The sequence below is a fragment of the Natrinema soli genome (assembly GCF_028618695.1).
In genome coordinates this window covers 17,340-44,175 of sequence record NZ_JAQIVI010000507.1, presented here as the reverse complement: position 1 = coordinate 44,175, position 26,836 = coordinate 17,340, and the positions used below count along the sequence as shown (strand labels likewise).

The window sequence follows — 26,836 nt, the reverse complement described above, 5'->3', positions numbered from 1 at the left end:
CTCAAATATATCAACGGACAGGATGTCAAGGTCGTGACTGCGACCGACCTCTTAGAATCGTAACGACAGTCAGTAACACTTTAGGACGGTATCACGAGTATGGACGGGCGAGACGAGATCCGCGTCGACCGCTGATGAAACAAGGCAAGTACCTCAGGGATTGGTTCCAAAGTAGTTCACTGACCAGTCTTCATGTGTGGCAACGTGATCCCAGTCACTGTGCTATCAAAGCTATCATGGGATTGGGAGTACTTACTTTGTCACCATAGTCCGGCAGTTGAACCAGCTAGGATTGTTCCAAGCAAAAATACCGCTATTAGAGCCAGCACTAGTACTGTCCCTCCAATGTCTAGCTTACTCATTGCTATACCATTTTTTGAATTTATACGCTTGATGGTTATTCATTTCCATCAATGATATTCGCATGACTAATATAGTGCGCGAAGCCCACTTCAATTCTGTGTTCTAGTTTGTGGGTTCGCATCGATAGCCGGGTTACAGCTGGAATCAATCGCTTATATCGGACGTGATGCTGTCCTCACGATCATCAGGAGTAGGCGTTTGACCGACACTACCTTCCATTCGGGTAACAAACTGGTCGGCTGCATATACAGATCCAATTCCGAGCACGCTACCCGCCACGACATCGAGCAACCAGTGGATCCCAAGGTACATTGTTGAGAAGACGACGCCAGAGACCACAAACGCTGTAATCAAAAACCACTGGGGGTAGTCTCTGCGAGAACGCCAAGCAAATAACAGGACAACGATCGCCAGCGATGTGTGCAAAGACGGGAAAACATCTGTATTTGCTGAAACCGCCGCTGTGAGGTCCTGGGTCTGTGGATAAAATTGATACATCAAGCCGTCAACAGTCGACAAATGGTTTCGGGGACCGTACGCGATAAACAGCGTGTAACAGAGCGAGCCGATCAAGTAATTGAGAAGGTATGCAATGAGTAGTTCCTTGAGATAGCGTTGTGATGGCAGCATAAAATAAAGGATCGGTGCAGCTATCACAAGGAACGGAAATCCAAACATGTACATCGCCGAGAAAAATCCTAACGTGGCTTCGGGAACGATGTCTTGAAGGACTGCAACGAGCTCACCTTCAATAGCGTAGAGTTCATTGGTAATATCCCAGTCGAGGGCGTATGAAATTTGTAAACTATACTCATGTGTCGCCCGCTTAGCCAGGAAGAACAGCGCCGTAGCGCTGAGATAGGGTGCGACGTTCCGGAGTCGGTGATTGAACTCAGTACGTGTGCGGCGGAGTTGCTGAGCATTAAGACAGAGCAGACATGTTATAAACAATCCAATAAGTACGGCAAGACTAGTCAGGGTGATCATATCTATGAGTGCCATTCGTCGTATCACTCTGTTCCTATACCTATAAATTAACGGTGATGGTATTCCCATCTATATATTCAATATATCCGTAATATAATTTTACCAACCTGTATTTGATTGATTCTACTTCCGCGGTTTAATCGTGATCAGGTAAGATAACTATGAAACCGGAAGACAGCGCTGTCATCCACCGAAAGAGACGTCTGAAGTTCGAGGGGTGACACGGCAGATGGTCAAGCGAAATTATCGTCAAATATCGAATGAGCAGTGCTGTACCGTTCTGCGATCAGTGGTCTCTCGTCCGAAGACGGTTGAATGACAGTGTTACTGTCTGTTTTGGCCTCAATCGCTGAACCGCGGAAGTAGGAGTAATGGATAGAAATTTAACTGACAGTCATTGCATCAAGAACGGGCTTCCAACCGGAATATAGAATCTGATTGCGGATTTTAGTATCTGTGCCCAAAGTTATTATCGTGTGACACTCGAGGGATGTATCTACGATGAGCGGCTGAATGCCATCATCGGGTGGTCACTAACGGGTATTGTAGCGGTTTGATCCCGAAACGGTTGATGGGCTCAGAATACTATTGAGAGACTACTGACGAACCCGATCGTAACAAGGAGCCGGCCGAGACTTCCAAGAAATGTCGCTATCGCGAATTTTACGTAATTCTGTTCAAGAATTGCAAACGCGTAAATCGAGATCGTATCGGGGAAAAACGGAACGGATAGGGCCATCACGAGCCCACTGTAACCGTACTGTTGTGTGAACTGGACGGATCGTTTCTCGGACCACTCGAGAATGTCCCATCTTGACTGTCGTAACCAGCGCGTGATTGGACCGGATTGTTTGACTTCCTGACCAATGTGGAACGCAAATACGCTCCCGGCAGCCTTTCCGGTTGCACTCACAAGCATGATACTCGAGAGGTGCGCCCACGATGGGAGGTCGAGATCAAGCGGTGCGGCCAAAACGATCTCACTCGGGCCTGGGGGCGCAAATGCAATCAAAAACGAATAGACGAAAATAATACCCATTCCAGGCCAGCCTGTCGCCGACTCGACGACTGTCTCGAGGCTACTCGCATCGAGAATGATTGGCGTCTCAGGCGGAAGAAGCAGTATTTCGTTCATCATGTGTTTGAATGAACCCAGGTCTCTCTCGTCGCCACTCGCTTCATATCTGCCACGTGTCGAGTATGTATCGATAGGACGCTCATCCCGACCAGTCGTAACTTCCAGTAGCGAGGAGTTCGTTAGTTGCTGTTGATGGACAGGGACTCGGTAGAAGTGTTCCTTCCTGATCCGGACGACTGCTACGAGCGACTCTGTCGCGCCGAAGCGGGCGCGACGGAATCATGCGTCTATTTCGGGGAGAGCGATCCAGCCAGCAAGAAGGGAACGACGGGAAAAGACGCTCAACAGTACCGGTGCAAGGAGTGTGAGACGTATTTCAACGATCTCACGGACTCGTTTTTTGAGCATCAGAAATTCCCCATCGAGGAGATGCGATCTGTGCGGTCGGCACAGATCGCGTCGGAACTGCAGCGAGACTACGAAGCGGTGTTGAACTTCTGCCACGATCTGCAGGAGTTGTGCGGTGAGTTGGACGATCTGACGCTTTCGGACGTGTGTGAAGCCGACGAAATCTACGTGACAGCGGGTGAGAAGGGGATCGAGAAGGAAGGTAAGAGTCCGCGCTTGCGCGGACTCAAAAAAAGGGACGAGGGAGCTTCGAATCGGACAAACCGCCAGTCGTGACACTCGTCTGTCAGAGCGACGGACGAGTTGAGTTTCTGGTTCGAGAAACTCTCCAGGACGTGGACGAAGAGATTGCCGACCGAGGTGATGAGACGGTGATTCTGTGTACCGATGACTATACGATCTACGATGACATCGACGAATACGACGGAATTGACGCTCATCTGGCGATCACGCACGATGACACGTACGTGATCGGCAACGCTCACGTAAACAGCTGTGAGAACCGCCACAGCTTCCTTCGACAGTGGCTGGCGAAGTTCAGAGGCGCCTCGAAGCACCATCTTCAGGGCTACCTCAACTTTCTCTCTCTCTCTTGCTGAATGATGACGTCAACTGGTTCAGCAAAATCCTGAGTTACGAGTCATCGAGATGAGCGTAGCAGTCATCGCTCGGCTTCCACTGCGACGGAAGGCACTTCGCTGGCGACGTGACGGAGACAGGGAAAGGGACTATCCAATATGTGAACTGCCGTCAGCGACCAGTACCACGGCTTCCCACTGATCTATTAGTTTTCTCTGACCGTGAGAACGGGGACTGGGGCGGAGCGGACCGTCTTTTCAGCGACGCTACCGAGCAGTATGCGATCGGTTCCGCGTCTGCCTGTCGTGCCCATCACGACGGCGTGGATGTCGTTCGTCTCGATACAGTCGAGAATTTCCGAGATGGGCGTTCCGTGTTCGACGTGTCGGACAGTGTCTGCGACGCTGTGTGTCTCCGCCTCCGAGACGAGGTCGTCGACGGCGTCGGTCGCAGATTGCTCTCTCTCTTGGCCCGAAATCGTTGACCGAATGTCCGGCCCGAGCGACGTCTCGTCGACGACGGACAGGACATGCACAGTTGCATCAAGGGCTGCCGCGAGCGAAAGCCCGTGGCGGGCGGCATGGGTGGCGCTCGGGCTGCCATCTGTCGGAATGAGGATGTTCTCGTAGGGGAACGTGAACTGTTCGTCGGGTTGCATTCGGGCCGTGAGAACGGGCACCGGCGACAGACGGACGACCTTTTCGGACACACTCCCGATGAGATATCGGGAGATTCCCTCTCGGCCGTGTGTCGGCATCACGATCAAATCGTGCTCGTAGCGCTCAGCGTACTCGCTGATCGTCGGCGCTGGATTCCCTTGGACGACGTCGGACTCATAGTCGACACCGAGCGTGCACAGCGTTTTCTCAGCTTCCTCGACAATGTCCTCGCCTTGCCGAACGAGTGCATCCACAGTTTGCCCCTCAACGACGGTGACGCTGTCACGAGTGGTGTCGGCCACGTAGAGGATGTGAATTGTCGCGTCGGCCCAGTGCGCGATTTCGCCAGCGTGATGGAGTACGCCCGCCGCTCCCTCGGTTCCATCGAACGGAAGTAGGATATCCTCGTACATGCTTGCTGGAGGTAACCACGCGGCGAACCTGCTAATTAGTTTGCTTCTCTTCAGAACGCTACTTTGTTGAGCAGGTAGCGGAGGAAAGTATGCCGACGTGGCTCCTGCGAGTGAGTAAGCAGGAACGTCGACTGCGAATGCTCAGCCAGCTGATCGAGTATAGCACCGAAGACGACGTCGTGAACTGCCTCGGGATCGGGCCCTGTGATATCCGCTCGTCAGCCTGTGAAAGAGATATTGTTGCGCGTAGCGATGCTCGCGTATCTCCCCTCGTGGTTCGGTGTGACAGCCCCTCATCCTCGAAGGCCAAGATATTCTTCTCGTACTCCCTCACACGATCGGCCAGCTGGGCTACTGGAATACGACGAGGACTGGCACGTCAACCGTGCGGAGAACGCGGTCCGTGACGCTTCCCAGCGACTGGCTGGCCAGGTCCGATTCGCCCTCGGATGCCATGACGACCAGACCGATATCGTTCTCGGTAGCGTAGTCACCAATAGCTTCCTGTGCCTGGCCTTTGAACGTCTCGCAAATCCCATTCAGCGTGACGAGGTCGCCGGGACCGACCATATCGACGAGGTCGTTTTTCAGAAAGGCGATCGTGGCCGGCGGTTCTTCCAAGTTGCTGTCTGGCGGGATGATAACGATTTTCTGGAGATCGACGAGTTCGGATTGCTCGCGGTTAAACCGAAAGCCCGGTCTTGAGTTCTCACACCCCGCGCATTCGTTCGGTTTTATGAGGTCGCCGTAGCTTTGGGGCATTCGAGAGAGCGTCCCGCATAACGGGCATTCGAACGCGGCTACCTCCGCATAGGGCGTGACGCCGTCCATATCAACGACCTTCCCTCGGACGGACAGCAGCTTGCCGAGTTGGCGCGTCCGATACTTCCCGACGCGAACCGTCTGTCAGCCGGGGAGATTGTAGACGCGGACGTTTACGCCAACGACGGATATCTCGTCAAGCCGAGTGAGCGTGTTCGTTGCGAACTGTCGCATCCGAGCAGGTTTCTGGAGGAACTCGTCGGCAACAGAGCCGTCCCACGACTCGAGGGTGTGCCAGTCGATTCGAAGCGAGCGCTCGTCGGGATAGGCGTCGCCAAGGTCCTGAACAGTCTCGAAATACGGCCCGGTGTAGAAGTCGGTGAACGCCTCGAGTGGGTCGGTGTAGGGCATCTATTTCAGTTCGTCCATAACGACCACAGTTGCGACAGTACTCGTCCGCGTTGGAACGCTCTGGTATGCCGCAGTTCTCGGTATTGCTGTCTTCATTTCCTACAAAGCGCGTCGTTAGGTCTTCGAACGGAGTTTTTCGTATCCTGGCTTGGCTACCAGTGCAAAGGCGATTATAGCACCAACTGCAAGGATTCGCCAGTCTAACTGGATTTGTCCCATTGTGAGATTTCGCATCGAAGCGCCAGTGACAACATATGCCGTCGCCCATGGTAGTTCTCCGATCGAAGTCCCTGCAATAAAGGTAGACATCGGCACCCCAGAAAATCCAGCACTATACGAAATTGCATCAGCCGGCGCTGGTGAAAGACGAGCTGCGATAACACCGCGGACTCCGCCCGTTGTTTCAAACACGTCCTCACCTTTCTTAGAGAGCCAACCGAAGAAGCCACTGCCACCACGGAAGTATTGGGCAATGACAAACGGTGGAAGACAGGTCACGATAGTCCCGAACAGGGCAATTGGAATCCCCAGATACAGATCAAACCGGTACCCGACGAAAATTGAGAACAGGCTTAATGGAGCAGCTATAAATGGTCTAACAACATAGAGGGTAAACAGAACGAGCAGGAAAAGTCCGCCACGAGCATTCGAGAGTAAGAGAAATAATTTTTGGGTGGGAATCGACCACCACGCAATGCAGAACACAGCGAAGAGGAAGCCCGCAATTAAGAGTCGGGTATCGCGGATCATCAATCTATTCTCAGAATAGGAATTTCATCTTATAGTTCTCGCGAAACCACGAAGCCAATTAGCCGCCGCTCCGATCGATCACCTCCGCCCCACTCAAGATAAGTTCCGACCGGTCGTCGGCCCCGATCGCCGCCGCTAGCCTCCCACGGGCGAGCCAGCAGGCGCGACTCGCAGAAGAGAAAATCGGTTTCGTTGATGGCAAAACGCCAACTGAGTTCGTCGGCCAGATCGATCGCCAAACAGAGCAGGCAATCCACTTCACTAATTCAGCAGTTGCACCCCCACTCAAGCGACTGGCCCACCGCATCCAGCATCTTGAAAAAGGCATCGAGAACGCCGGTGACGATGAAACCCGCTCTGAATGGCTAGAAAACCAGTTGCAAGAGAAACATCACGCATTCGACCAGCGAACAGAGATCACAGGATTATCTGAGGAATGGATACCGAAGAGCCAAGTGCAGCGTGCTGTTCGCCGCAAGAGGCCACCTCATGAGAGCCACTCGACGAAGTGAACTGCGTACAATGAAATACAACCTCGATCTGACAGTTATTCGCCGCTATTGATAGAGATATCAGACACTGTGATGCCGACATTCTCGAGAGTGATATCGACCTGGCAAATATCATAGGATCGGCCATTATACTCGAGTGTCACACCATCAGCGTGCAGTGAGAAAGAGTTGATCGAGTATGTGCGCTCGTCGATCTCGACTGTCGGGAGCGCCTGACTCGAGATTTCAATCCCATCAATGGAGGCGTGCTTATCTTCGAGCGAAACATCGATACTACCCAGCTGCTTGGAGTTCGTCTCAGCGCCGTCTGCAGCCGCAACTGTGGCGAAGCCGGTTACACTGACCATCAGGACGAGGCATATTGCGAGCCGCTGTGTCATTGAACGCATATTCCGAAATACGAACCCAAAGCATATAACTTGATTTTAATTATTACTCATTGATATGGAATTGATTAATGTACAGTGCAAGTCAGAATAGCTGGTACTGGCACCAGAGTACGTGGCGCCCAGTTAATTCAGTCTGAAATTCTTGTGCAAGGCTGAACGTAGTGAGGTCCTCGATATGATTTCGTCGTCTCTCTCCTCAGGTAGTACCACGGCTTCGGTGGGATCGGCTAATCGACTATACCGGAGTTCCGCTGTAACGCCATTCTTCTCGAGTTCGGTCATCCACTGGTTCATTTCGTCCTCTGGTGGGAGTTCGATCGGTTCGACCGCGGGTTCGATTATTCCAGCGTCCCAGCGGAAAAGGGGGAAGGTCCCTCGCGTTTGTTACGCGGCATCATGACTCACCTGTTTCAACTGGAGCTGATGAAAAGTCGCCGACAGCGGCACGTCTGACGTGTGGCAGACGTGTTAGTTGGAGGTGACCTTGAGCACGAGCGGCTGGCCACGAGACAGGTCCGAGAGGCGGGAGCAAACCACGGCCTGGTCCGCGTCGGGTTTCGAGTCGTCGATCACAGCCCACGTGACTCGATCGGCCGAGGCGTTTGCGGTATTCCGGACGCTGTGAGAGAGCAACGCGATCGCGTCGCGAGCATCTGAATCCGGACACCGGGCGATGTTCTCGAGCTCGCCGCCACCGATCTCGCCGGGTTCGACGCCGACGCTCGCGCGTTTTCTCGAGAATCGGGCGATCGAACACACGGGGAGAGCGACACTCACGCTTCGAGAGGCCCGAAATCGGGGCTATCTCAAGGGTCTGGCGGCGTTGATTGACGACGTGGCCGGTGGCGGGGCTCGGCTTTCGAAGCGGGATATCGTCGTTTCGGCGGATGCGGCGCGGAGTCTGGGGATGGTTCGGTAGTAGGTGGTGTTTTTTGCGCGGGTGGTCTATAGGCCCGTCTATCGAGCTGTTCTCGAGGCGGCACGACGGCTGGTACTGTTTCGTCGTCTCCCGGCCACATGGACGATCGGGTTGCACAATCCTACGTGACAAAATGGTCCGCTCGAGCGAGTTCCCGCTGCTCCGGTGGCACGGTGGCAGCGATCATTGCGGGACCGAGCAAGCGAAAATCTCGATCGGCACTATCTGCTGAATAAGTGATTCTCTTCCACCGTAATCTCTCATTTCCTACCTACTCAGAATATGTCATGAGAACTGATCATAGGCCGTTGTCTGACGCGCGTCATTAGAGGAACGTCTGGTTTTATGTGTTAGTTCCTGACATCGGAGATCGTGCAACCCAATCAACCACTCAGTCTGAAGATCGTAGACAAAGTCGCCGAACGTGAAGGAGTCCAACCGGAAAAGCTCAACCCACCGATCCACTCCGCAATCAACACGGACGCGCTTGACTCACTCTATGAAGCACGCGACTCCAAGAGGAATCCGTCCACAATCGAATTTGCCTACAACGGCTACACGGTGACTGTCGATAGTAGAGGCGACGTGGATCTCGAGAAACGTGTCGCGGCCCTCGACCCTGAGAAAACCGCAGTGTGACCCGCTCTCTGCCCCGGGGCTAAAATTCAATCTCTTAGTAGTCGATCTCAATGACTGTCTCAGGAGGGACTTCGAAAGCCACTGCTCGAGTCGAACGCGTCTCGGCGATCTCTCGGCGCTGCTCGAGCGTGAGCTCGTCGCCCTCGAGGACTTGGCGGGAGGCCTAGACGAACGTCGGAACGTCATTGCAGGCACTCACCACTGCTTTCGTCTTGTTGCAGTCGTAGCAGTCAGCTGCACGTTCGATCGTGCGTCTCGTCGGTATGCGTAGTCGTCGTCGGTTCTGATTCGCATACTCGTACACCCGACACCCGAAATCCTCGTTTTTTCGACTCACTGAACGGTCCATTTCGGCCCAAAATTGGTGGACATGTCGGTCATCCAGAGAAACAGTCGTAATTCGATATATTCTCTTCGCTACGCTGTCTTCTGCTCAGATTACACGTTGATTCTGCCCTATGTATAGCCTATTTCCACAAATCTGTTCGTGATGTGGTCTCTAAACTAGCAATATTAAGCGAACGTACGCGCAAGCAAATTGACTGCCGTGTACTGGAGCGGGTATATTTCACAGCCGAATCTGGTAGGTAATCAGGAATGATTATTATCGGGTATTATGTATACTATGATAGACCATGAGTAACGGTGACAAGGAAACCAGTCCAGCGAGCAATAGTGAGTCGAGCGAACCGCCCGGTGGAATCGACGGACACGGTCGACGGGAGTTCCTGAAGGCGACCAATGTCCTGGCGCTCGGCGGGTTGTTCACCGCAGAACCGACGCGGGGTGGAAATGCTCCGACCGCCTCCGAATCAAGCGGTAAGACACGGTCGACGCTGTACACACCGGACCGTCGGTCGGCGGCGCGCGAGAACGCCGATCGATACACTTGGGCGGCAAACCGACGGAAGGAGGCGATCGAAACCGCAGACGAGTACCGAGAGGCTTACGAGGACATAGACGGACTGTGGCGCGCGGTCACCGCCCAAACAGTGCCACGCAGCATCTCCCTCTCGGACGCGGTCGGCGACAATAACCCCCAAAACGGTGCAGCGGTCTATGAGACGTTTGGCACGGATCCGTTGAACGCTACGCCGACGCGACGGCCGTGGGAACTCGTCGATTCGACGCCCGAAGTAGGACGCCAGGACATTACGTTCCCTGCAGCACAGCCGTGGAAACTTGTCGAACCCGCGACCGGTGGTGTATTTCCGACGAACGACTTCGCGGCCTACCGCGAGAGCGGCCTCGACGACCGCGGTACGTTCGATCCCGCCCTCGCGGACGACTCGCTGCTCGTCAACGAAGAACGGCCCGACAAGCCGGACAACTGGGGCGTCGACGACGGCACAGGCTGGGTTGACGAGGACGGCGAACTCGGTGTCGAAGGGGCGCGCTACCACTTCGTCGCCTACTACAACCGGGTGTATCGTTGGGAATATATACTCGACGCGGTGCGAGCGTTCCGAGACGCCTACCTCTTCACTGACGACGTCGCGTACGCCAGGGCGGGCACTGTCCTGGTAGACCGCATCGCAGACATCTACCCCGAAATGGATATCTCTGTCTATCGATACGACGACGGCTACGTCGGCATCCACGAGTGGACTGGCCAGGGAAAGATCGGCGGGTGCGTCGAAGAGACAGTCGCGATCAGAGTACTGCTCAGTGCGTACGACGCGTTCTTCCCCGCGATGACGAACGAGGATCTCCTTGCGTTCTTGGGCAAAAAGGCCGAAGAGTACAACGTCGGCAGCAAAGCGGGTGCCGACGACGTCCGCCGAAACATCGAGGAGAACGTCGTCCAGGCAGTGTTGCCCGCCGTTCAAAACCACCAGATTCACTCGCCGTCGGGCGGTCACCGAACCGCATTAGCAATGTCGGCCGCCGTCCAGGACGATCCCGGCGGCTACACCGGTGATGCCGTCGAGTTCCTCCTCCGTTCGGGCGAACGGACCCATCGTCGCGATGGGTCCTATTGGGGCGAGTGGTGGGTCACTGGCGGGGACTTACTCAGCGAACTCGTAGACAAGGTGGATCGGGATGGGAACCACAAGGGCTCACCCGCGGCCAGCGAGGCGGCGTTCCAGGCACTCCAGGACGTGACCGCTGTCCTCGACGACTACGAGGGCTACGACGGTCCGACCGTTGGCGACCACCCGAGCGTAGAACGAGCGGCGGGCGGTCGCGTTCCGCAGATACTCCACGAGAAGTACCTTCCCCGCGCCGGATCGATGGGTCGAACCGGTAACCCATGGCTGCCGATCGAAACCGAAGCGATGACGCGCGCCTTCGAGTCGTTTGGGAACGAACGCTTCGCCAAAGCGGCGTTCCTCGTGAACGGGTACAGTTACGATGGGATGCACGACGGCGTGTTCACCAAGGACCCTGAGGCCGTCGCGGGGTCGGTGCAGGAGGTAATCGACGCGGACGGACCGCTCGAACTGTCGAGTACGAATCAGGCGGGGACCGGACTCGCCGTGCTTCGCGACGGTGAACACTACATCCGCGGGGGCTATCGTGTCGTCGGCCAGTTCCCCTCGATGACCGTTCTCGACCACACGGCCGACTACACGGTCTACAGCGGGAGCGGCACCGTCCAGTTCGAAGCCGACACTGCGGGCCAGTCAATCAACTTTGAGTTCTCCGTTCCAGTGACTGAGACGTACGAGTTCACACTCAAGCCGTTCAAATCCACCGGATATGGCATCTACGAGGTGCTGATCGACGGCGAGACGGTGGGCGAACACGACTTCTACCGGGAGACCATCGGCGTCGGGGATGACACGGTCATCGCGGACGGCGTTGAACTCTCGGAGGGAACGCACCGTCTCACCTTCGAGAACGTGGGCAAGCTCGACGCCGCCACGAACTACAAGATGGGCGTCATCACAGCGACATTCCTTGACGAACGAGCCCAACGAGAGCGCGAGTTAGAGGCCGAACGGGGGAACACCCAGCGGTCGATATCGATCCAGTACGGAGCGTCCACCCCGGACGGGCCCGGCACGTACGGACGCCACCGCGACGCCTTGCATGTTGACGTCCATGCCTACGGTGGCGACCTTGCCCCGGACCTGGGTTACCCCGAGCAGACCGGATTCTGGCCCCACCCCGACTCGCCAGGCGACAGTTCTACGTGGCCGAAAGGGGAGTACTGGACGACCAACACGATCAGTCATAACACGGTAGTGGTCGACGAGGCACCCCAGGCCGAGACCGGAGTCGGGTCGCCACTGCACTTCGCCGCGACGGACCGCGTGAGCATAGCAGATGTCGAGTCGCCAGATGCCTATCCTGGCGTAGACCAGTATCGTCGCACCACCGCAATGGTGAGGATAGACGAACAACACTCCTATGCGGTCGACTTCTTCAGGGTCGAGGGCGGCGACGATCACTGTTTCAGTTTTCACGGCGCGGCTGGATCGGCCGCGACCGAGGGCCTAGACTTAGTCGACCAGGATGGGGGAACCTACGCCGGTCCAGACGTCCCTCGACCCGCTTACGGCGAATCCTCGGACTACGACCGAGAGGGCGAAAGCGGGTTCGACTACCTAGACAACGTCGCTCGTGACGGGGATCCGGGAGAGCGCTTCAGCGTCGACTGGGGCGTGACGGACGCGTGGGACGCCATCCCGGATCGGGGCGATGTACACCTGCGACTGACGATGGTCGGCGACGTAGACGAGGTTGCACTCGCAGACGGTCGCCCACCCCGCCACCCCGGAGTCCCTAGACACCTCCGCTACGCCCTCGCCCGACGTCAGGGATCGAACGTAGACAGCACCTTCACCTCGGTCCTCGAACCGTACCGCGGCGACCGGTCCGTCGAGTCAATCGAGGCGGTTCCGACCCGTTCTGGAGACGACGCTGGGCGGGCGGTGAAGGTGGCCCTGGCGAACGGACGGACAGACTACGTGGCCTACGCGCCGGGCGAGTCTATATGTATAGTTAGTGACAAGTTCCAGTTCGACGGCTTCCTCGCCGTCTACTCCGAACGGGAGGGCGAGCCGACGTTTGCCCACGTAGAGGACGGATCAATGCTCGCCCCCGTTCGAGACGGACCGCCACTTGTACGGGACAAACCGGGCGCATACGAGGGGGTCATCGAAGACTTTACGCGCAATGTCTCGCGCACGAACGAGTTCCGCGTGCGACTAACGAAGGGGCCACAACGCGGCAACGTCGCTGACGAACTTGCTGGCACTTGGCTATACGTCGAGACCGACGCTGGCGTACAAGCGTACCATATCGAGGACGCGACGGCCAATCAAGGAAACCAGATGACACTCAACGTGGGAGAACAGACGACGGTCGCGAGGTTCGCGGATTCGTCTGATCCCGACGCGGGCTACGAGTACACCATCGAAGAGCGAGCGCAGTTTCGCGTTCCACTGTCTCGGACCTGGGTACAGATCGACTGACCAACCTCGAACTACACGACGCGATACCATACACTACACCAAAATGACACGAATCCGACCACTGATGGAGACACGCCATGACGGAATCTTTGGCGACGCGCCGCTCGGCACCGACGCGACACACCGCGAGGACAAGTACCGGAGTTACGACGAACTGAAGCGGGTCCTCAATCACTTCGACACGAAGGGACGACCGTTCTCAATGTCGACGGTAGGGACGTCGAATCAGGGGCGAGGCATCGACATGGTGTCGGTCGGCCGAGGGAATACGGATGTCTTGCTCGTCGGACACCAACACGGTAACGAGTCCACGGGATCTACAAGCCTGCTCGCCTTGTTGTACTACATGGCAAGCGGGAAGTACGAGGCGTATCTAGATGAGGTAACTGTCCACGTCATCCCGCGGGCGAACCCCGATGGGGCGGCGATCGGGTTCCGTGGGAACGTCGATCCAGATGCCCCGGACCCAAATACAAGCAACGGGATTTTCACGACGACCTACCGTGGACGGGGATGGGATCCCAACCGGTATCACTTCCCTGACTGGACCGAAAGCCGCCTCTATCGAAACCAACCTGAGGAGTTTCCCGAAAACCCGGTTCCGGCGGCACGTGCGGTCACAGAGGCCGTCGAGCGCGTCGATCCCGAGTGGTTCCTAGACATCCACGGACAGAGTGCGAAGACGACCGAAGACGGAGAAGACGTCACTCACTCGTTGATGTGGCCTGTCCTGGGTGACAAACCAATCCCCGAAAACGGCCTCGCGCTCTCGAAGAGAATGTGTGTACAGATGTACGATCATCTGAGCCGATTTGATCAGGTCGTAAGTCGGTACCCTGCGACAGCGGGCTATCCGGGCGTCGCCCACAAGGCCTATGCTCTCCAAGACCGGGGCAGTGTCATCTTCGAAAGCGTCGAACCGCAGTCGGTCGATCAGTATCGGAACCGGACGCTCGCTGCACTACCGTCGTTCATGTCCCTAATCGGGACGACCGCGACCGGTGACCTCTACGACCGTGATCCAGAGCGCGTCGAGGATATTCCACACACCAGGTGAGTGCGTCGGTCACGTTTGAGGAGCGAAATCAGTTAACCAACCTATATCGCGTGGTCGTACACCGTCACGAGTCGTTTGCTCTCGCCGAACGTCAGCGCTACCGGTTTCTTACAGTCGATAGTTCCCATCAGTCCTGATTGCTGACTCAATTTCTGGAGTAAGCTGAGGGAGATCAGACCAACTAACTTACTAAGTCGAACAGAGACGGCGGTCTCACTCCGGTGAGTGTGCTGGCGAGCCTGACAAGACGCAAAGCCATTGCTCAGTCATAGGGCTGCCGCTGGACGCGGACAGTCTCAGCCCGCGTCCAGCTGGCTGTAGGTCGACGGGATTCCGGTACGGTTGGTTGGTGCTTCTTACTTCCGACGCAGTGTGTCGTCCAGTGAGTGATCAATCCACTCGCGGAACACTTCGAAGCGGAACCAGACGGGTAGTGCTCGCCACAGCAGACGATCACCCAGAGATTCCGCACAGGAAGCTCACGAGCACAAACAACAACCGAACAACTGGACTCCTGACTCGATAGGGACCACCGAGTATAGGTAGTTCCCGATTCCATTCTCGATTTTCTAAGTTTGGTTGAATATAGTCGAAATTGGAATAAGTGTCCTCAAACACCAGTGTCTCGATCATCACATCTATCACGCAGCGACCTCCGGTCAGAGGTCGCTGCGTGGCAGCAGCATCGCAATGCGGCTGACCGACTCATCAACTGGCAGTTCACGACTGATGACGCTCGAATCAAGCTACGCTGACTCTACCCAGTCGAGTTGGAGGAGAACTAGCGAAACAACGGCTGAAGCTGCACTCAGTACCGTCCTAAGTCTATTCTGCCTAGTAGATCTTCTTAGGAAATCGAACGTGACACGAGTTTTAGAAAGGTGATGTTCTAGGTAGTCCACGGTTGGGACGATACTCAGTAGTCCGTCAACCGTGAACTAATGAGTTCAGAATCAGGCGACTTCAACTTTAATACCACTTACATATCTATCTTACCGTGTGCAAGATAGAGAGGATGTACCCATCATAGAGTCCTCGTTTGCTTCTCCTTTTCTACACTGAATTAAACGCCCAGTAGGGCTGCGAATATATCCGCGAGTGTTGGAGCAGCCTTCATGCAACGGTGAAGCTAGAGTAGGCGAATATATCAGTGAATGTGGCCTGAGAGCGCGTAGTCAAGTTGATGCCTATTCTTCGATCTCGAACTGCGGATTCCAGACTACTTCCCACAGGTGGTCGTCTGGGTCAAGGAAGTGGCCCGAATATCCGCCCCATTCACGGTCACGTGGCGGGTCGGTGATTTTTGCGCCTGCTTCGTCCGCTGTCTTCAGTACGGCATCGACTGCTTCTTTCGACACAACGTTGTGGCCGAGGGTAAATTCTGTAGAACTGGGTGTTGCCTCCTCAACATTCGCGTCTTCCCCGATTTGCTGTTTCGGGTAAAGTGCAAGCTGCAAGCCATTATTCAACGGGAAGAAAGCAACAGCTCCACCTTCAAATTCAGTTCCGACTATACCCTCCGTCGGCCAACCCAAACCTTCGTGGTAAAAGTCAAGTGACGTTTCGAGGTCGTTGACTCCCAACGTGATAACAGTAATTCGTGGTTCCATAAGCGGACTCGCCTGTTCTGGACTGACGGTTTCCAGCATCGTAGAGGATGGACTGGTAGCGAAATATACCTTTCTCTGGCAATACGAAGGCGAGCTACAGTATCAAGAGAGCTACCGATCATGTTCAATGTACCAAATGATCCGTAGTTCACCCGTACTGAGCGCTTCAAGTAACCCCCATCCAAGTCCGAACCGGTGATCGATACGTCCTGTGTATCCATCACGCCGTTTCTGACAGATAGTCGTTCGTTAGGGTTCTCTGCAGTAGCTGAACAGCCCACCAAACTCATCAATTAACGGCTGACGGGCCACTCAGTGGTCAGGCTGCGATCGTGACGCGTCGGCGTCAATGGTGCGCTATGCGGCTGAACTTTCGCGACCGAATACGAGCGACTTGACGATAACGGGAACCGTTTGACCGGACAGTATCGGTTCCCCGATGTCCAGATAGTCGCCGTCGCTTGCAGCGATCTCGTCGATAACGATGAGCGGGGACAGGTCAGTCGAGATAGCACGGAGGCACTGGGCCAACGCTTTAGCACAGTTCTGTTGCGTTACGATGACGTATGGCAACTGGCGACGGGCATATCCCGATTCATCGTACGCCTGATCCAATGCATGAGCAAGCGCGGTGATACAGTCGTACGACAGTGTATCGAAGTTGGGGAGTGCCAGCGCGAGGCCGGCTACCTGGTCAGTCTCATACAGCGATAACCCTCGTTCGAGACAGTGTCGGAGATCGTCGGCCAATGACTCACGGTCAGTTCCCGAGAACGACGCTGTGACGACAGGGAGGTTCTTTAGGGGGAGAACAGACTCGTCGAACGATACTGTTGTCCCGCTGAATGATGTCGTCTGAGTCCCTGCACCGATGACGGTAGCACGAATCATTTCTGTCGGCGGCCAAACAATCAGTGAGGATGACTCGAGTCGTTCACGAATCGCTGTCGCGAGCATTCCACCAATGTCTTGATACGCAAAGAGATCATCGTCATCGTTCGCTGCGATCAATCGTCCCACGCCACCGCTGAAGCAGACACCATCAATGGTTCGGGATGTGTACTCGTTGTCCCTGATTGTCAGTTCTTTCGTCAGCTCACTGCGTTCGGTTCCGTCGATCGTTTCGAAGACTGAATTGGCCATCAGGTCTACAAGTTCGTGGAGTGCAGCCTCGCTCGGGCATTTTCCAACTTCGATATCGAGATTGGCCTCGTTGATCAGTAGCGCTGCTGGATTGGAGATGTGCGTAACCCGCCCCGCCGTGTTGAAGCGAAGCAGTCGACCACCGACGTTGAGGCAGCGCGTCTCGACAATCGAGTCCCCTGCAAACAGACACATGTTAGTCGTGCCGCCGCCAATATCCACGTTGAGAATCGTCTTCTGTTTGTCCGAGGCCCACGTTGCTGCGCCAGAGCCGGTACCGGCCAGAACGGACTCCAGTTCTGGTCCTGCCGTTGCGACGACGAACTCGCCTGCGTCGGCCGCGATGCGGGTCACTAACTCCTCGGCGTTCGTCTTGTAGGATGATTCGCCAGTCACGATGACTGCGCCGCTGTCGATACTCGCCGGCGTGTATCCAGACTGTTCCAACTCTGACGTTACCAAGTCCTCAATGGCTTCGACATTGAGCGTCTGTCGATCGAGAAGTGGTGTCTCGTAGATCGTTCCCCGATAGACGAGCTCCGTTTGCTCAATATCGACGTCCAGGGCGCCGAGACCTGCTGATGAGATGGTAATTTCGCTGACAACAAGCTGCGTTGTCGTCGTCCCGATATCGATACCAACACTCGTCAATGTGTCTGTCTCACGACCCATCTCTCAGTGCCCTCTCATGCCAGTTCGATCCCACTCCCCTGTTGGTCGTGTATCGTGGCAACGAGGTCAACGATCTGTGCTCCCGCCTCTATCGCCGGAAGTCCGTCGGGATGAATATTCGAAATCACTGATTTCGTCGCCGTTGGCTTTCCACGCTCGGGGTCATAGACCAAATATGCACTCAGGCTCTTGGCGGTGTTCAGCCCCGGCCGCTCCCCGATGAGGTTCACGACGATATCGGCTTCAAGTTCCTCGCCGATTGCATCCATGATGTCGACGCGACCAAACTCCACGAACAAGGGCGTCCCAACCGTGAACCCCCGCTCTTCGAGCCCGTCGGTGAGCATCGGGAGGAGGTCAGCAATGTTCGCCTCAACGGCCGTCGAACTGAGGCCATCACAGACGATTATCTGAACGTCAGGAGCGTGAGTGCAGGCGTCGCGGATCTGTTCCGCCGTCTCCTCACTGATCTGCCGGCCGCGGTCGGGTCGGGCGAGATACTCATCTTGATCCGACACCTGACTTGTGACCTTCAGGAGACCTGCGTTCTCGATCGTTTCCTCGGAGACGCGCGTGAGGACAGCGTCGCGTGCCTGTGCGTGGTCGGCGCGGAATGACAGTACGGATGCTGTCCGGGGGCGTGTCCCGCTTCGACCGAGACCAAGCCGAGATGGACTGGCACTGGCGATCCGCTCGAGTGCCGTCTCGTCCTCCGGATCGGTGTGAGGATCCATATCACTCATGAGTTTGTCGACTCCTGTTTCCGTCCGTCCTCGTATTCGCCCAGGAACATTGTCGGGTCGCCGGCTTTCGAAGTGAGGTGACCGTCTCTGGCGATTCCCATGTCTTCGAGCCATGACTCGAACTCTGGGGCCGGGCGCACGTCGAAGATATCCCATAGCGCTGCAGCGTCGTGGTAACTGTTCGACTGATAATTGAGCATCGTGTCGTCACCCATAGGGACGCTGATGAAGTAGTTCGAGCCGGCGGCGGTCAGCAACACTGCCAAGTTCTCGATGTCGTTCTGATCGGCTTGGATGTGGTTGGTATAACAGGCGTCAATGCCCATGGAGATACCCGTGAGTTGGCCCATGAACACATCCTCAAGACCTGCTCGGATGACCTGCTTTCCGTCGTAAAGGTACTCCGGGCCGATAAAACCAACAACCGTGTTCACAATAAATGGGTCGTAACGCTTTGCGAGCCCGTAACAACGGGCCTCTAGTGTTACTTGATCGACGTCAGCATGTGAGTCGCTCGATAGCTCCGAACCTTGACCGGTCTCGAAGTACATGAAGTTGGGTCCGGAGGCGGTACAGTGCTCCTTGCCGAATTCGTATGCGTCGTCAAGAAGACCGATGTCAATACCGAAGCTTTCATTGCCAGCTTCAGTGCCAGCCAGACTCTGGAAAAGGAGATCGGCAGGAGCGCCGTTTCGAACGGCCTCGATTTGAGTCGTCAAGTGCGAGAGGACGCAGTTCTGTGTTGGGATGTTCCACTCCTCAATGAACTCCTTCGTCACTTCGAGGAGGCGTTTCGTCTGCTCGTGATTGTCCTCAACTGGATTAATTCCAATGACCGCATCGCCGACGCCGTACGAGAGCCCTTCGCAGATCGAATAGCGGATGTTATCCATGTCGTCAGTCGGGTCGTTCGGCTGTAGACGAAACGAGAGTGTCCCTTCAGTCCCAATGGTATTGTTGCAGCGCGCGGTAATAGTCATCTTCGCGGTCGCCTGAATTAGATCCATGTTGGACATAAGCTTCGTGACGGCCGCGATCATCTCGCTCGTTAGTCCCGGACGAATACGATCGATATCCTCCTCGTTTGTTCGCTCGTCAACGAGGGACTCTCGGAGGTCGGCGACCGTCCAGTCACGGATTTCTTTGTACACCGCCTCGTCAACCGCGTCCTGAATGACACGTGTGACCTCGTCGTCTTCGTAGGGTATCACTGGTTTCTCACGTAGCGTGGCCAGAGAGAGCTGACTGAGGACGTCCTTGGCGGCGACACGTTCGGCGGCTGAGTCAGCAGCAATACCTGCGAGTTCATCGCCGGTCTTCTCCTCGTTGGCCTTCGCGAGTACCTCGCGGATAGACTCAAAGGACTGGCACGACCCGGTGATGGTGGATTCAAGTTTGGGAGTCATAGACGGGATGATAGGGTATATTGCCCCCAAGGGACTCGCTTATTACTCGGTCCGCCGACCGTGAGTATGGCCGTACTGCTCCGGCGAGTGGCGGTTCGTCCATGTGTATTGGCACCATCATCCATCTCTTATAGCTGATGCAGGTTCTATAGGTGTCTCTTTATGCGCTCATTTGCGACCATTTTTAACCTAGTTCACTTCGGTCACACTAGCTGTCCCACTTCACATACGTCCACTATTGGTGTAGTTTTCGTCCCTCTCATTGCCGCTCTCGACAGATATTAGCGTCCGAGAGCAAGTCGTATATGGGTGGTATGAGTGTCTATACCTAGATACAGTTTATCAATATGATCGAATACACGTTCAAGATTATACATCGAGGATGCTGGACTGAGACGGTCAACGACGAGTTTCCGGGACTGACGGCGACGATCGTCTATTCCTACCGCGTACGCGGAAATAGTATCACAATGATTGAGGCGGCAAACGTCGAGGCGGACGAGGTCGACCGCCTCGTCGAGTGGCTGGCGACTCACGAGGTGATGTCCATAGCACAACTAATCAACTACGACACCGACCGGAAAACGGCGGTCATCAGTCTCGTCGGCGACTATGATCATGACCCCAAAACCGAGCCAGTCCTGAATATCCTCCTGAAGAATCAGTGTTTCCCGTCGGTGCCGGCCACCGTCGCACGTGGACGCGAGCACTGGAGCGTCCTGACAGTGGATCATGAGCATGCGAGCCAAGCACACTCGGAGCTCCAAGAACTGGGCGCACTCGAAGTAGACGGACTGAAATCTCCTCAGGAGAGTCAACTCCTCACCAGTATGGGTGAGATCAGACAGGCGATACAGGACCTCTCCCCCCGTCAACGGGAAGTCCTCCATCGAGCTATCGAACACGGCTACTACGAGTCGCCGCGTGGGTGCAACATCGAGACACTGGCGGAATTAGACGATGCGAACGTCTCTACCGTCGGTGAGCATCTCCGCCGCTCCGAAGCGAAGGTACTCACGGCGGCCGTCCCGTTCCTCCAGTGATTATCGATTAGTGGTTGTATTAGCGGAGTCGCCACACGGTATCCTCTCCAATCAGAAACTATCCAGGTATTCCGTTTGTTCCCATACCGAGACGCTCTCCTGTGAGCGGTTGAACTCGTCTCGCTTTAGCTTCACAAACTCGTCGACGAGGGTTGCTCCGAGCGCATCTCGGAGGACAGTGTTCGATTCGAGATTGTCGATCGCTGTCCACAGCGTCCGAGGTAAGTGGTTATGATCCTCCTCTTCGTAGGCGTTCGCGAGCGTCGGTGGGCCCGGTTCGGTCTTGTTACAGAGTCCGTCAAGTCCCGCAGCGAACGTCGCTGCGAACGCCAAGTACGGATTGACAGCAGAATCTGGAATGCGGTACTCGATGCGTGTACCTGCACCAAGTTCCGGCGGGATTCGTATCGCCGTGGATCGATTATCCGGACCCCATGCGATGTTGATCGGTGCCCACCGGCCAGGAACCAGCCGTTTGTATGAGTTCACAGTAGGAGCACAGACCGCTGTAAGCGCCATCGAATGGTCAAGAATCCCGCCGAGGAAGTGCCGTGCCTCGTCAGTAAGCCCGCTGTCACGTCGACCTTCGGGGAATTCGAGTGTCCGATCGTCGCTCGCGAACTGGTTCTCTGAGCTATTCTTATTCCAGAGACTGAGATGGAAATGTAGCCCGTTCGCGTCCTCATCTGTGTACGGACAAGGCATCATCGTCGCTTTGAGCCCGTGACGGCGTGCAAGTGATTTGAGCATGTGTCGGCAGAAGACGACGCTATCAGCGATGGTTACTGGGTCGTCATACCGGATGTTCAGCTCGAATTGACCCGGCTGTGACTCTGCGTGAATACCGAGCGGCTCGTATCCTGCGGTCGTCAATGCTGTGTCCCATTCGTCGATTAACTCGGCTGCTTGGTCAAGCGCCTCTAAGTCGTACGAACTTCGGTTGTTATACGGAACCAGCGACTCACCTTCAGAGCATAAGAGCGAAAACTCTAGCTCAATACCGATACGGGGTGTGTAACCTGCTGTTTTGAATGTAGATACGACCTCTTGAAGCACACTTCGCGAACAGAGGTTGAACCGGTCACCCGTTGGTGTCTTTAGATTCGAGAAGACAATAGCCTCGTCTTCACGCCAGCTGAGCGGGGCAACTGAGTCCAGATCGGCTACCGTAACCATGTTTCCGTGTTCTGGCCCGTACCGAGCATCCGCCACGAAACTCGGTTCGAGTGTGAGCTCGCTTACGCCGCTCGCGAAGCCAACCCCTTCATCGATAGCGGTCTCGACCTGTGTAGCTGGGAGCAGAGTTCCCCGGGCAGTGCCGTGGAGGTCTGTCCAGACGAGGCGAAGAGACGAATGGTCAATATCATCAGAAGGGGTCATCGGTACCATCGTTGTCTATACCTATACAAAACTCTGTATTATTACTTTATCAGACATATGTCAGTGATAGACATCAATTGGGACCTTTAAGCCCAAAATTGTAGGCGGAAATGGAATCGGTTGAAACACGCCGGAACATGTCATGAGGGCAAGGAGGCTCTTAAACACCCGCAAATTGACGAAGCAAGTGTCATGCGATAACCGACGACACATCTGATGGAATGTTACCACGGCACAGTAGTTCACGAATGTGGACTCGAGGACGCACTGTTCGGTCCAACCGTCTAGAAGTTACCCTCAAGGGACGGTAAGAATGGCTACAGAAGAATCAGAACTGGACGACTCGGAGTTCAGTCATACGGTCAGTTGGTGGGGACCAGCGGTCATCGCTGTGGGTCTGGTTGTCTCTACCTCGACGTTCGCGGGTGGCTATATCCTCGTCGGGCAAGCCGGTCCCGCGTTTGCGATCGCCCTGTTGCTCGGGTTCGCAGTCAACCTCCTAGCCGCACTCGCATTCACGGAACTTACGACGATGTTTCCCAAGGCGGGGCAGATCTATGAATACACGAAACAAGCGTTCTCCGAGTCTAATCGGAAGAATTCGCTGACTCTCGCTGCGGGAATCGGTACGGGATACTGGCTCCTGTTCGGTCTCGTCTGGGCTGCAGAATCGACTGCAGGAGCGAGTGCGATGGTACAATCGCTCAACGTCGGATCTATTGTGATCTGGATTCTAATTCTCAATTTGCTCGCAATCGGTGTCAACATGCTCGGCATCGGCACGACGCTCATCATTGAGGTGATCCTCATAGTCGTGAACCTTGGGATTCGTGTCATCTTCGGCCTTCTTGCATTGTTTGGTTTCACAAACCAAGGCGCATCGAACCCCGCGGTTCTGACCGAGCAATTCATGCCATTCGGCTGGACGGGCGTTCTCATCGCAAGTACGCTTGGCGTCTGGGCGTTCATCGGCCTCGAATTTGCTACGCCGCTCGTTGAGGAGGTGAAAAACCCGGAGAAGAACATCCCGAGTGGAGTGTTCCTCGGTGCTGTAGTAATCCTTGTCGTCGGGTTAGTAATGGGCCTCGGTGTTGCGTCGGTTCTCGATCCGGCTACCCGCCAGGCGGTATTCCTCGGCAATGCCCCCCAAATCCAGATCGGCAACCTCCTCCTAGGTGACCTCGGTGTCGGGATGGCCGTGCTCGCATCCTTCGCTTCGACGATGGGGGCGCTAGTCGCTGCCTACGCAGCGATTCCGCGGATCATCTACGCGATGGCTCGAGAGGGATTATGGCCAAAGCAGTTCGCATGGCTGCACCCTCGGTTTGAATCCCCATGGCCGGCGATCGGTCTCACCGGCGGTATTGTGCTCATTCCGACGTTCTTCTCACAGACGGTCACGCTGCTTATCAGTGCCGCGACGGCCGCGTGGCTGCTCGCGTACCTCTGGGTATTCGGACTCGCTATCAAGCTCAAATGGTCTCATGCTGATGTTGATAGACCCTTCAGCATGCCGACCGCCGCATACGTCATTGGCATCGCTGCGACCGTGCTGGTTCTTGGGAGCTACGCCGCTTCGTACGGCATTGTGAACGGATCCGCACTGCTCGGCCTCGCGCTGTTGATCTTCGTCGTTGGGTATGCGTTCGCAAGATTCTGGATTTCGAGGCAGACACCAGAAACTATTACTCAAGCCTCCGCCGGCATGGCGGACGACTGAACAGTAACGGAAATAAACTGTTTCGAACCGAATGGCATCTAGTCAAACAAGCGTTGGGGAAGCATGCGGGCGAGCCTGCCAGCGGCGGGTTCGCCCGCTGGGTACACGTCGTTCTGCACTGTTTTCGGCTCGAAGACGGCCACAGCTACCGTGAAACGCTGAATCTGCTGAAGTACATGATCGAGATTCATCGCAACGACCAAAGACTGGAAGCGACGGAAGGAGCTTCGGGAGGCGGATCCGCCACGAGGGCGGATCCCCAAGTAGTACGGGTGAAAGAACACATGGAGCGGAAACTCCGGACGAAACAGGGTAGAGACATCTACCGCAAGCGCAGCCAGAGTGTAGAAGCAGTGTTCGGTCAGCATGCCACCCGCGGCTGCGACCGATTCCTGTTACGCGGGGAGGCAGGGGTACAAGCGGAGTGGTCGTTGTTCCCAGCGACGCACAACCTGCTGAAACTGTGGCGGTCCGGCCGAGGGCCGGATGGCCACGAAGTGGCGAACATGATTACCGGATAACTGAGTCCGGTCTCTTTTTGTCGACGCAGTTGTGTCAATTTACCGAATGTGCAGCGGTGTCTTCGGCCAATATCGTATGACTGGTGGTGTAGGATTCTTGGACAGGTTCTTTGGTTATTATTATCTTCTATTATGATAAATACTGTGCTGGTATGTGTCCATACATTTATCTCTATATTCAATCATCATGACACATATTACAAATATATTTAGTTAACATTGAGGTGTTCAGTCAATGAGGTGTGAAAGACAACTTAGACAAACCACTCGACAAGAGCCGACGCGAATTCATTCGAAAAGCAGTCACCACTACGACGATTGCCGGCATCGGCGCGTCCGGGACAGGAGTCGCTGCCGACAAGGGGAACAACGGACAGGGACCGGTAAAAAGCGATCCGTTCACCCTTGGTATTGCCTCTGGTGATCCCCTGCCGGATTCCGTCGTCCTCTGGACTCGCCTCGCACCCGAACCACTCACCGAAAACGGTGGAATGCCTGACCGCCAAGTCCCGGTACAGTGGGAAATAGCGACCGAGAAAGACATGAACGATACCGTTGGGAAGGGCAACGTGAAGGCGCGTCCTGAGTACGCCCACTCAGTTCATATCGACGTTCAGGGCTTGGATGCCAACACAGAATACTACTATCAGTTCAAAGTCAGCCCCGACCGAAGCCCGGTCGGGAGAACAAAAACGGCCCCTGCAGAGGGAACTGACGTGGACGAGATCAAGTTCGCATTCACCTCGTGTCAAAACTACCGCTACGGGTATTATACTGCTCACGACCACCTCGCCGACGAAGACCTTGATCTGGCTATTCAACTAGGTGACTACATTTACGAAGGCGGCGCACAGGGGGTCGGCTCATTAGATCGCGACCACGAACCGTCCCACGAAATCGAAAGCCTAAGTGACTATCGAATCCGCCTAGCGCAGTACAAGACGGATTCGAACCTCCAAGACGCCCATGCTGCATTCCCGTGGATCGTGACGTGGGACGACCATGAGGTCGACAACAACTATGCCGACGCAATCTCCCAAGATAACGACCCCACGCAGGAGTTCCTCGAACGCCGGGCGAACGCCTACCAAGCGTATTTCGAACATCAGCCGCTACGCCCTTCGCGAATTCCCGACGGCCCGAACTTGCCGCTCTATCGGCGGTTCACATTCGGTGACCTGGCCGAGTTCAACATCCTCGACACTCGACAATTCCGCGACGATCAAGTCTACACCTCTGAGGAAGCTGCCGACCTAGAGCGAACCATTCTTGGCGACGAGCAGGAAGACTGGTTGGTCGACGGTCTGAACGATTCCACATCTCGATGGAACGTCCTCGCCAATCAGGCACCATTCGCCGCGACCGATCAGAACCCGAATCCAGAAGTGCAGAATTTCGGTAGCGGTGACAAATGGGATGGGTACCGCGCCGACCGGGAGAGGCTGCTCGATGTTATGGCCGCTGACCCCGAGCTGAATCCAGTCGTGATCACTGGCGATGTTCATCGGAACTACGCTTACAACCTCAAGGCCGACTTTTCGGACCCCGACTCAGAGACGGTCGGCACCGAGTACGCCGGTACCTCAATCACCTCGGGAGGAGATGGGTCCGGGATAACTCAATACGGGCCATCACACAGTGAACCCTGGCAGCGGTTCTTCAATGATAACCGGGGCTACGTCCGCTGTACGATCACTACTGAGCAGTGGCAGACTGACTACCGGGTCGTCTCAACTGTTGAGGAGCCCGAAGCCTCAGCAAGCACTATCGCATCGTTCACGACCGACGCTGGAGATCCCGGTGCGAACCTGGCCTCCGAACCACACGCCCAACCTCAGCAGTCAGCCGTCGAGATCACTGAGATCAGACCAGATCAGGATGGAGATCTCAACAACGAGTACGCTGTGGCTCAAAATACTGGCGACACCGCTATCGACTTCTCAGAATTCATCATCAGCTTCGAAGGAGGGAGCCAGAATTACACGTTCGGTGACTTCACCCTCGGAGCAGGTGAGACGGTCACGGTCCGCAACGGGACCGGCGAGGACACTGAATCGACGCTCTATGCTGACTTTGGCGGCGCAGTCCTGAACAACAGCAACCCCGACACAGTGCTTGTCGCCAACGACAAAGGGATCGTCCTTGCGGAAGCGTCGTACGCGCCGGTCTAAGCTCGATCTCGATAGGTGATTGGACGTTCGTACATACTTTTTCATCGCGATCCAAGATCGACAACGCCCATTATGAC

At 55.6% G+C, this 26,836-nt stretch carries 20 protein-coding genes and 4 pseudogenes; 10 read left to right on the top strand and 14 right to left on the bottom strand.

Annotation, left to right across the window (positions count from 1 at the left end; translation table 11 throughout):
• Positions 1-507: 507 nt before the first annotated feature.
• Both PGX04_RS25350 and PGX04_RS25345 read right to left on the bottom strand, forming a co-directional pair.
• Positions 508-1,365, bottom strand: a complete 858-nt coding sequence (locus PGX04_RS25350; protein ID WP_273741033.1) for a phosphatase PAP2 family protein — start codon at positions 1,363-1,365, stop codon at positions 508-510.
• A 562-nt stretch (positions 1,366-1,927) separates the two neighbouring features.
• A complete protein-coding gene (locus PGX04_RS25345) occupies positions 1,928-2,485 on the bottom strand; it encodes a YqaA family protein (RefSeq protein ID WP_273741032.1) in 558 nt (185 codons plus the stop codon).
• Between the two features lie 135 nt (positions 2,486-2,620).
• Here PGX04_RS25345 and PGX04_RS25340 point away from each other — a divergent pair.
• A pseudogene (locus PGX04_RS25340) lies at positions 2,621-3,488 on the top strand (IS1595 family transposase).
• 132 nt (positions 3,489-3,620) lie between these two features.
• On the opposite strand, the gene PGX04_RS25335 reads toward PGX04_RS25340, so the two are convergent.
• The 6 genes from PGX04_RS25335 to PGX04_RS25310 form a co-directional block, all read right to left on the bottom strand.
• Positions 3,621-4,487 (bottom strand): universal stress protein, encoded by an 867-nt coding sequence (locus PGX04_RS25335; RefSeq protein ID WP_273741031.1) that lies wholly within the window; start codon positions 4,485-4,487, stop codon positions 3,621-3,623.
• A gap of 351 nt (positions 4,488-4,838) precedes the next feature.
• Positions 4,839-5,318 (bottom strand): universal stress protein, encoded by a 480-nt coding sequence (locus PGX04_RS25330; protein ID WP_273741030.1) that lies wholly within the window; start codon positions 5,316-5,318, stop codon positions 4,839-4,841.
• Positions 5,319-5,393: 75 nt separating this feature from the next.
• Positions 5,394-5,660 carry a hypothetical protein gene (locus PGX04_RS25325; RefSeq protein WP_273741029.1) on the bottom strand — a complete coding sequence of 89 codons (267 nt, stop codon included), beginning with the start codon at positions 5,658-5,660 and terminating at the stop codon, positions 5,394-5,396.
• Between the two features lie 114 nt (positions 5,661-5,774).
• Positions 5,775-6,410, bottom strand: coding sequence for a TVP38/TMEM64 family protein (locus PGX04_RS25320; protein WP_273741028.1), 636 nt, complete (start codon positions 6,408-6,410; stop codon positions 5,775-5,777).
• Positions 6,411-6,957: 547 nt separating this feature from the next.
• A complete protein-coding gene (locus tag PGX04_RS25315) occupies positions 6,958-7,302 on the bottom strand; it encodes a hypothetical protein (RefSeq protein WP_273741027.1) in 345 nt (114 codons plus the stop codon).
• A 477-nt stretch (positions 7,303-7,779) separates the two neighbouring features.
• Positions 7,780-8,088: a Cdc6/Cdc18 family protein gene (locus tag PGX04_RS25310; RefSeq protein WP_273741034.1), complete on the bottom strand. Its 309-nt coding sequence runs from the start codon at positions 8,086-8,088 to the stop codon at positions 7,780-7,782.
• 197 nt (positions 8,089-8,285) lie between these two features.
• Here PGX04_RS25310 and PGX04_RS35085 point away from each other — a divergent pair.
• Both PGX04_RS35085 and PGX04_RS25300 read left to right on the top strand, forming a co-directional pair.
• Positions 8,286-8,462: pseudogene (locus tag PGX04_RS35085) on the top strand (PD-(D/E)XK family putative nuclease); the annotation flags it as partial.
• A 140-nt stretch (positions 8,463-8,602) separates the two neighbouring features.
• Positions 8,603-8,869 carry a HalOD1 output domain-containing protein gene (locus PGX04_RS25300; RefSeq protein ID WP_273741026.1) on the top strand — a complete coding sequence of 89 codons (267 nt, stop codon included), beginning with the start codon at positions 8,603-8,605 and terminating at the stop codon, positions 8,867-8,869.
• A gap of 34 nt (positions 8,870-8,903) precedes the next feature.
• Here PGX04_RS25300 and PGX04_RS25295 read toward each other — a convergent pair.
• Positions 8,904-9,163 (bottom strand): annotated as a pseudogene (locus PGX04_RS25295) (DUF7692 domain-containing protein).
• A 341-nt stretch (positions 9,164-9,504) separates the two neighbouring features.
• Between PGX04_RS25295 and PGX04_RS25290 the strand changes: the two are divergent.
• Positions 9,505-13,293 (top strand): carbohydrate-binding protein, encoded by a 3,789-nt coding sequence (locus tag PGX04_RS25290; RefSeq protein WP_273741025.1) that lies wholly within the window; start codon positions 9,505-9,507, stop codon positions 13,291-13,293.
• Positions 13,294-13,357: 64 nt separating this feature from the next.
• A complete protein-coding gene (locus PGX04_RS25285) occupies positions 13,358-14,350 on the top strand; it encodes a M14 family zinc carboxypeptidase (protein WP_273741024.1) in 993 nt (330 codons plus the stop codon).
• A gap of 1,187 nt (positions 14,351-15,537) precedes the next feature.
• On the opposite strand, the gene PGX04_RS25275 is transcribed toward PGX04_RS25285, so the two are convergent.
• The 4 genes from PGX04_RS25275 to PGX04_RS25260 form a co-directional block, all read right to left on the bottom strand.
• Positions 15,538-15,999 carry a VOC family protein gene (locus tag PGX04_RS25275; protein ID WP_273741023.1) on the bottom strand — a complete coding sequence of 154 codons (462 nt, stop codon included), beginning with the start codon at positions 15,997-15,999 and terminating at the stop codon, positions 15,538-15,540.
• 318 nt (positions 16,000-16,317) lie between these two features.
• The gene (locus PGX04_RS25270) at positions 16,318-17,775 is read right to left on the bottom strand and encodes an ethanolamine ammonia-lyase reactivating factor EutA (RefSeq protein ID WP_273741022.1); all 1,458 of its coding nucleotides are present in this window, start codon (positions 17,773-17,775) and stop codon (positions 16,318-16,320) included.
• 14 nt (positions 17,776-17,789) lie between these two features.
• Positions 17,790-18,518, bottom strand: coding sequence for an ethanolamine ammonia-lyase subunit EutC (gene eutC / locus PGX04_RS25265; protein WP_273741021.1), 729 nt, complete (start codon positions 18,516-18,518; stop codon positions 17,790-17,792).
• Positions 18,515-19,924 (bottom strand): ethanolamine ammonia-lyase subunit EutB, encoded by a 1,410-nt coding sequence (locus PGX04_RS25260; protein ID WP_273741020.1) that lies wholly within the window; start codon positions 19,922-19,924, stop codon positions 18,515-18,517. Before PGX04_RS25260 ends, eutC begins: the two co-directional genes overlap by 4 nt.
• A gap of 470 nt (positions 19,925-20,394) precedes the next feature.
• Between PGX04_RS25260 and PGX04_RS25255 the strand changes: the two genes are divergently transcribed.
• Positions 20,395-20,967, top strand: coding sequence for a helix-turn-helix domain-containing protein (locus PGX04_RS25255; RefSeq protein WP_273741019.1), 573 nt, complete (start codon positions 20,395-20,397; stop codon positions 20,965-20,967).
• Between the two features lie 51 nt (positions 20,968-21,018).
• On the opposite strand, the gene PGX04_RS25250 is transcribed toward PGX04_RS25255, so the two are convergent.
• Entirely contained in the window at positions 21,019-22,347 is a 1,329-nt protein-coding gene (locus PGX04_RS25250; RefSeq protein WP_273741018.1) for a glutamine synthetase family protein, read from the bottom strand.
• A gap of 313 nt (positions 22,348-22,660) precedes the next feature.
• Here PGX04_RS25250 and PGX04_RS25245 point away from each other — a divergent pair, with 313 nt between their 5' ends.
• The 4 genes and pseudogenes from PGX04_RS25245 (at position 22,661) to PGX04_RS25235 (ending at position 26,759) form a co-directional block, all read left to right on the top strand.
• Positions 22,661-24,067, top strand: coding sequence for an APC family permease (locus tag PGX04_RS25245; protein WP_273741017.1), 1,407 nt, complete (start codon positions 22,661-22,663; stop codon positions 24,065-24,067).
• Positions 24,064-24,255 (top strand): annotated as a pseudogene (locus PGX04_RS25240) (hypothetical protein); the annotation flags it as partial. The gene PGX04_RS25245 and the pseudogene PGX04_RS25240, both read left to right, overlap by 4 nt.
• Positions 24,244-24,588 carry a transposase gene (locus tag PGX04_RS34785; protein ID WP_377043428.1) on the top strand — a complete coding sequence of 115 codons (345 nt, stop codon included), beginning with the start codon at positions 24,244-24,246 and terminating at the stop codon, positions 24,586-24,588. The pseudogene PGX04_RS25240 and the gene PGX04_RS34785, both read left to right, overlap by 12 nt.
• A gap of 242 nt (positions 24,589-24,830) precedes the next feature.
• Positions 24,831-26,759: an alkaline phosphatase D family protein gene (locus PGX04_RS25235; protein ID WP_273741016.1), complete on the top strand. Its 1,929-nt coding sequence runs from the start codon at positions 24,831-24,833 to the stop codon at positions 26,757-26,759.
• Positions 26,760-26,836: the final 77 nt, after the last annotated feature.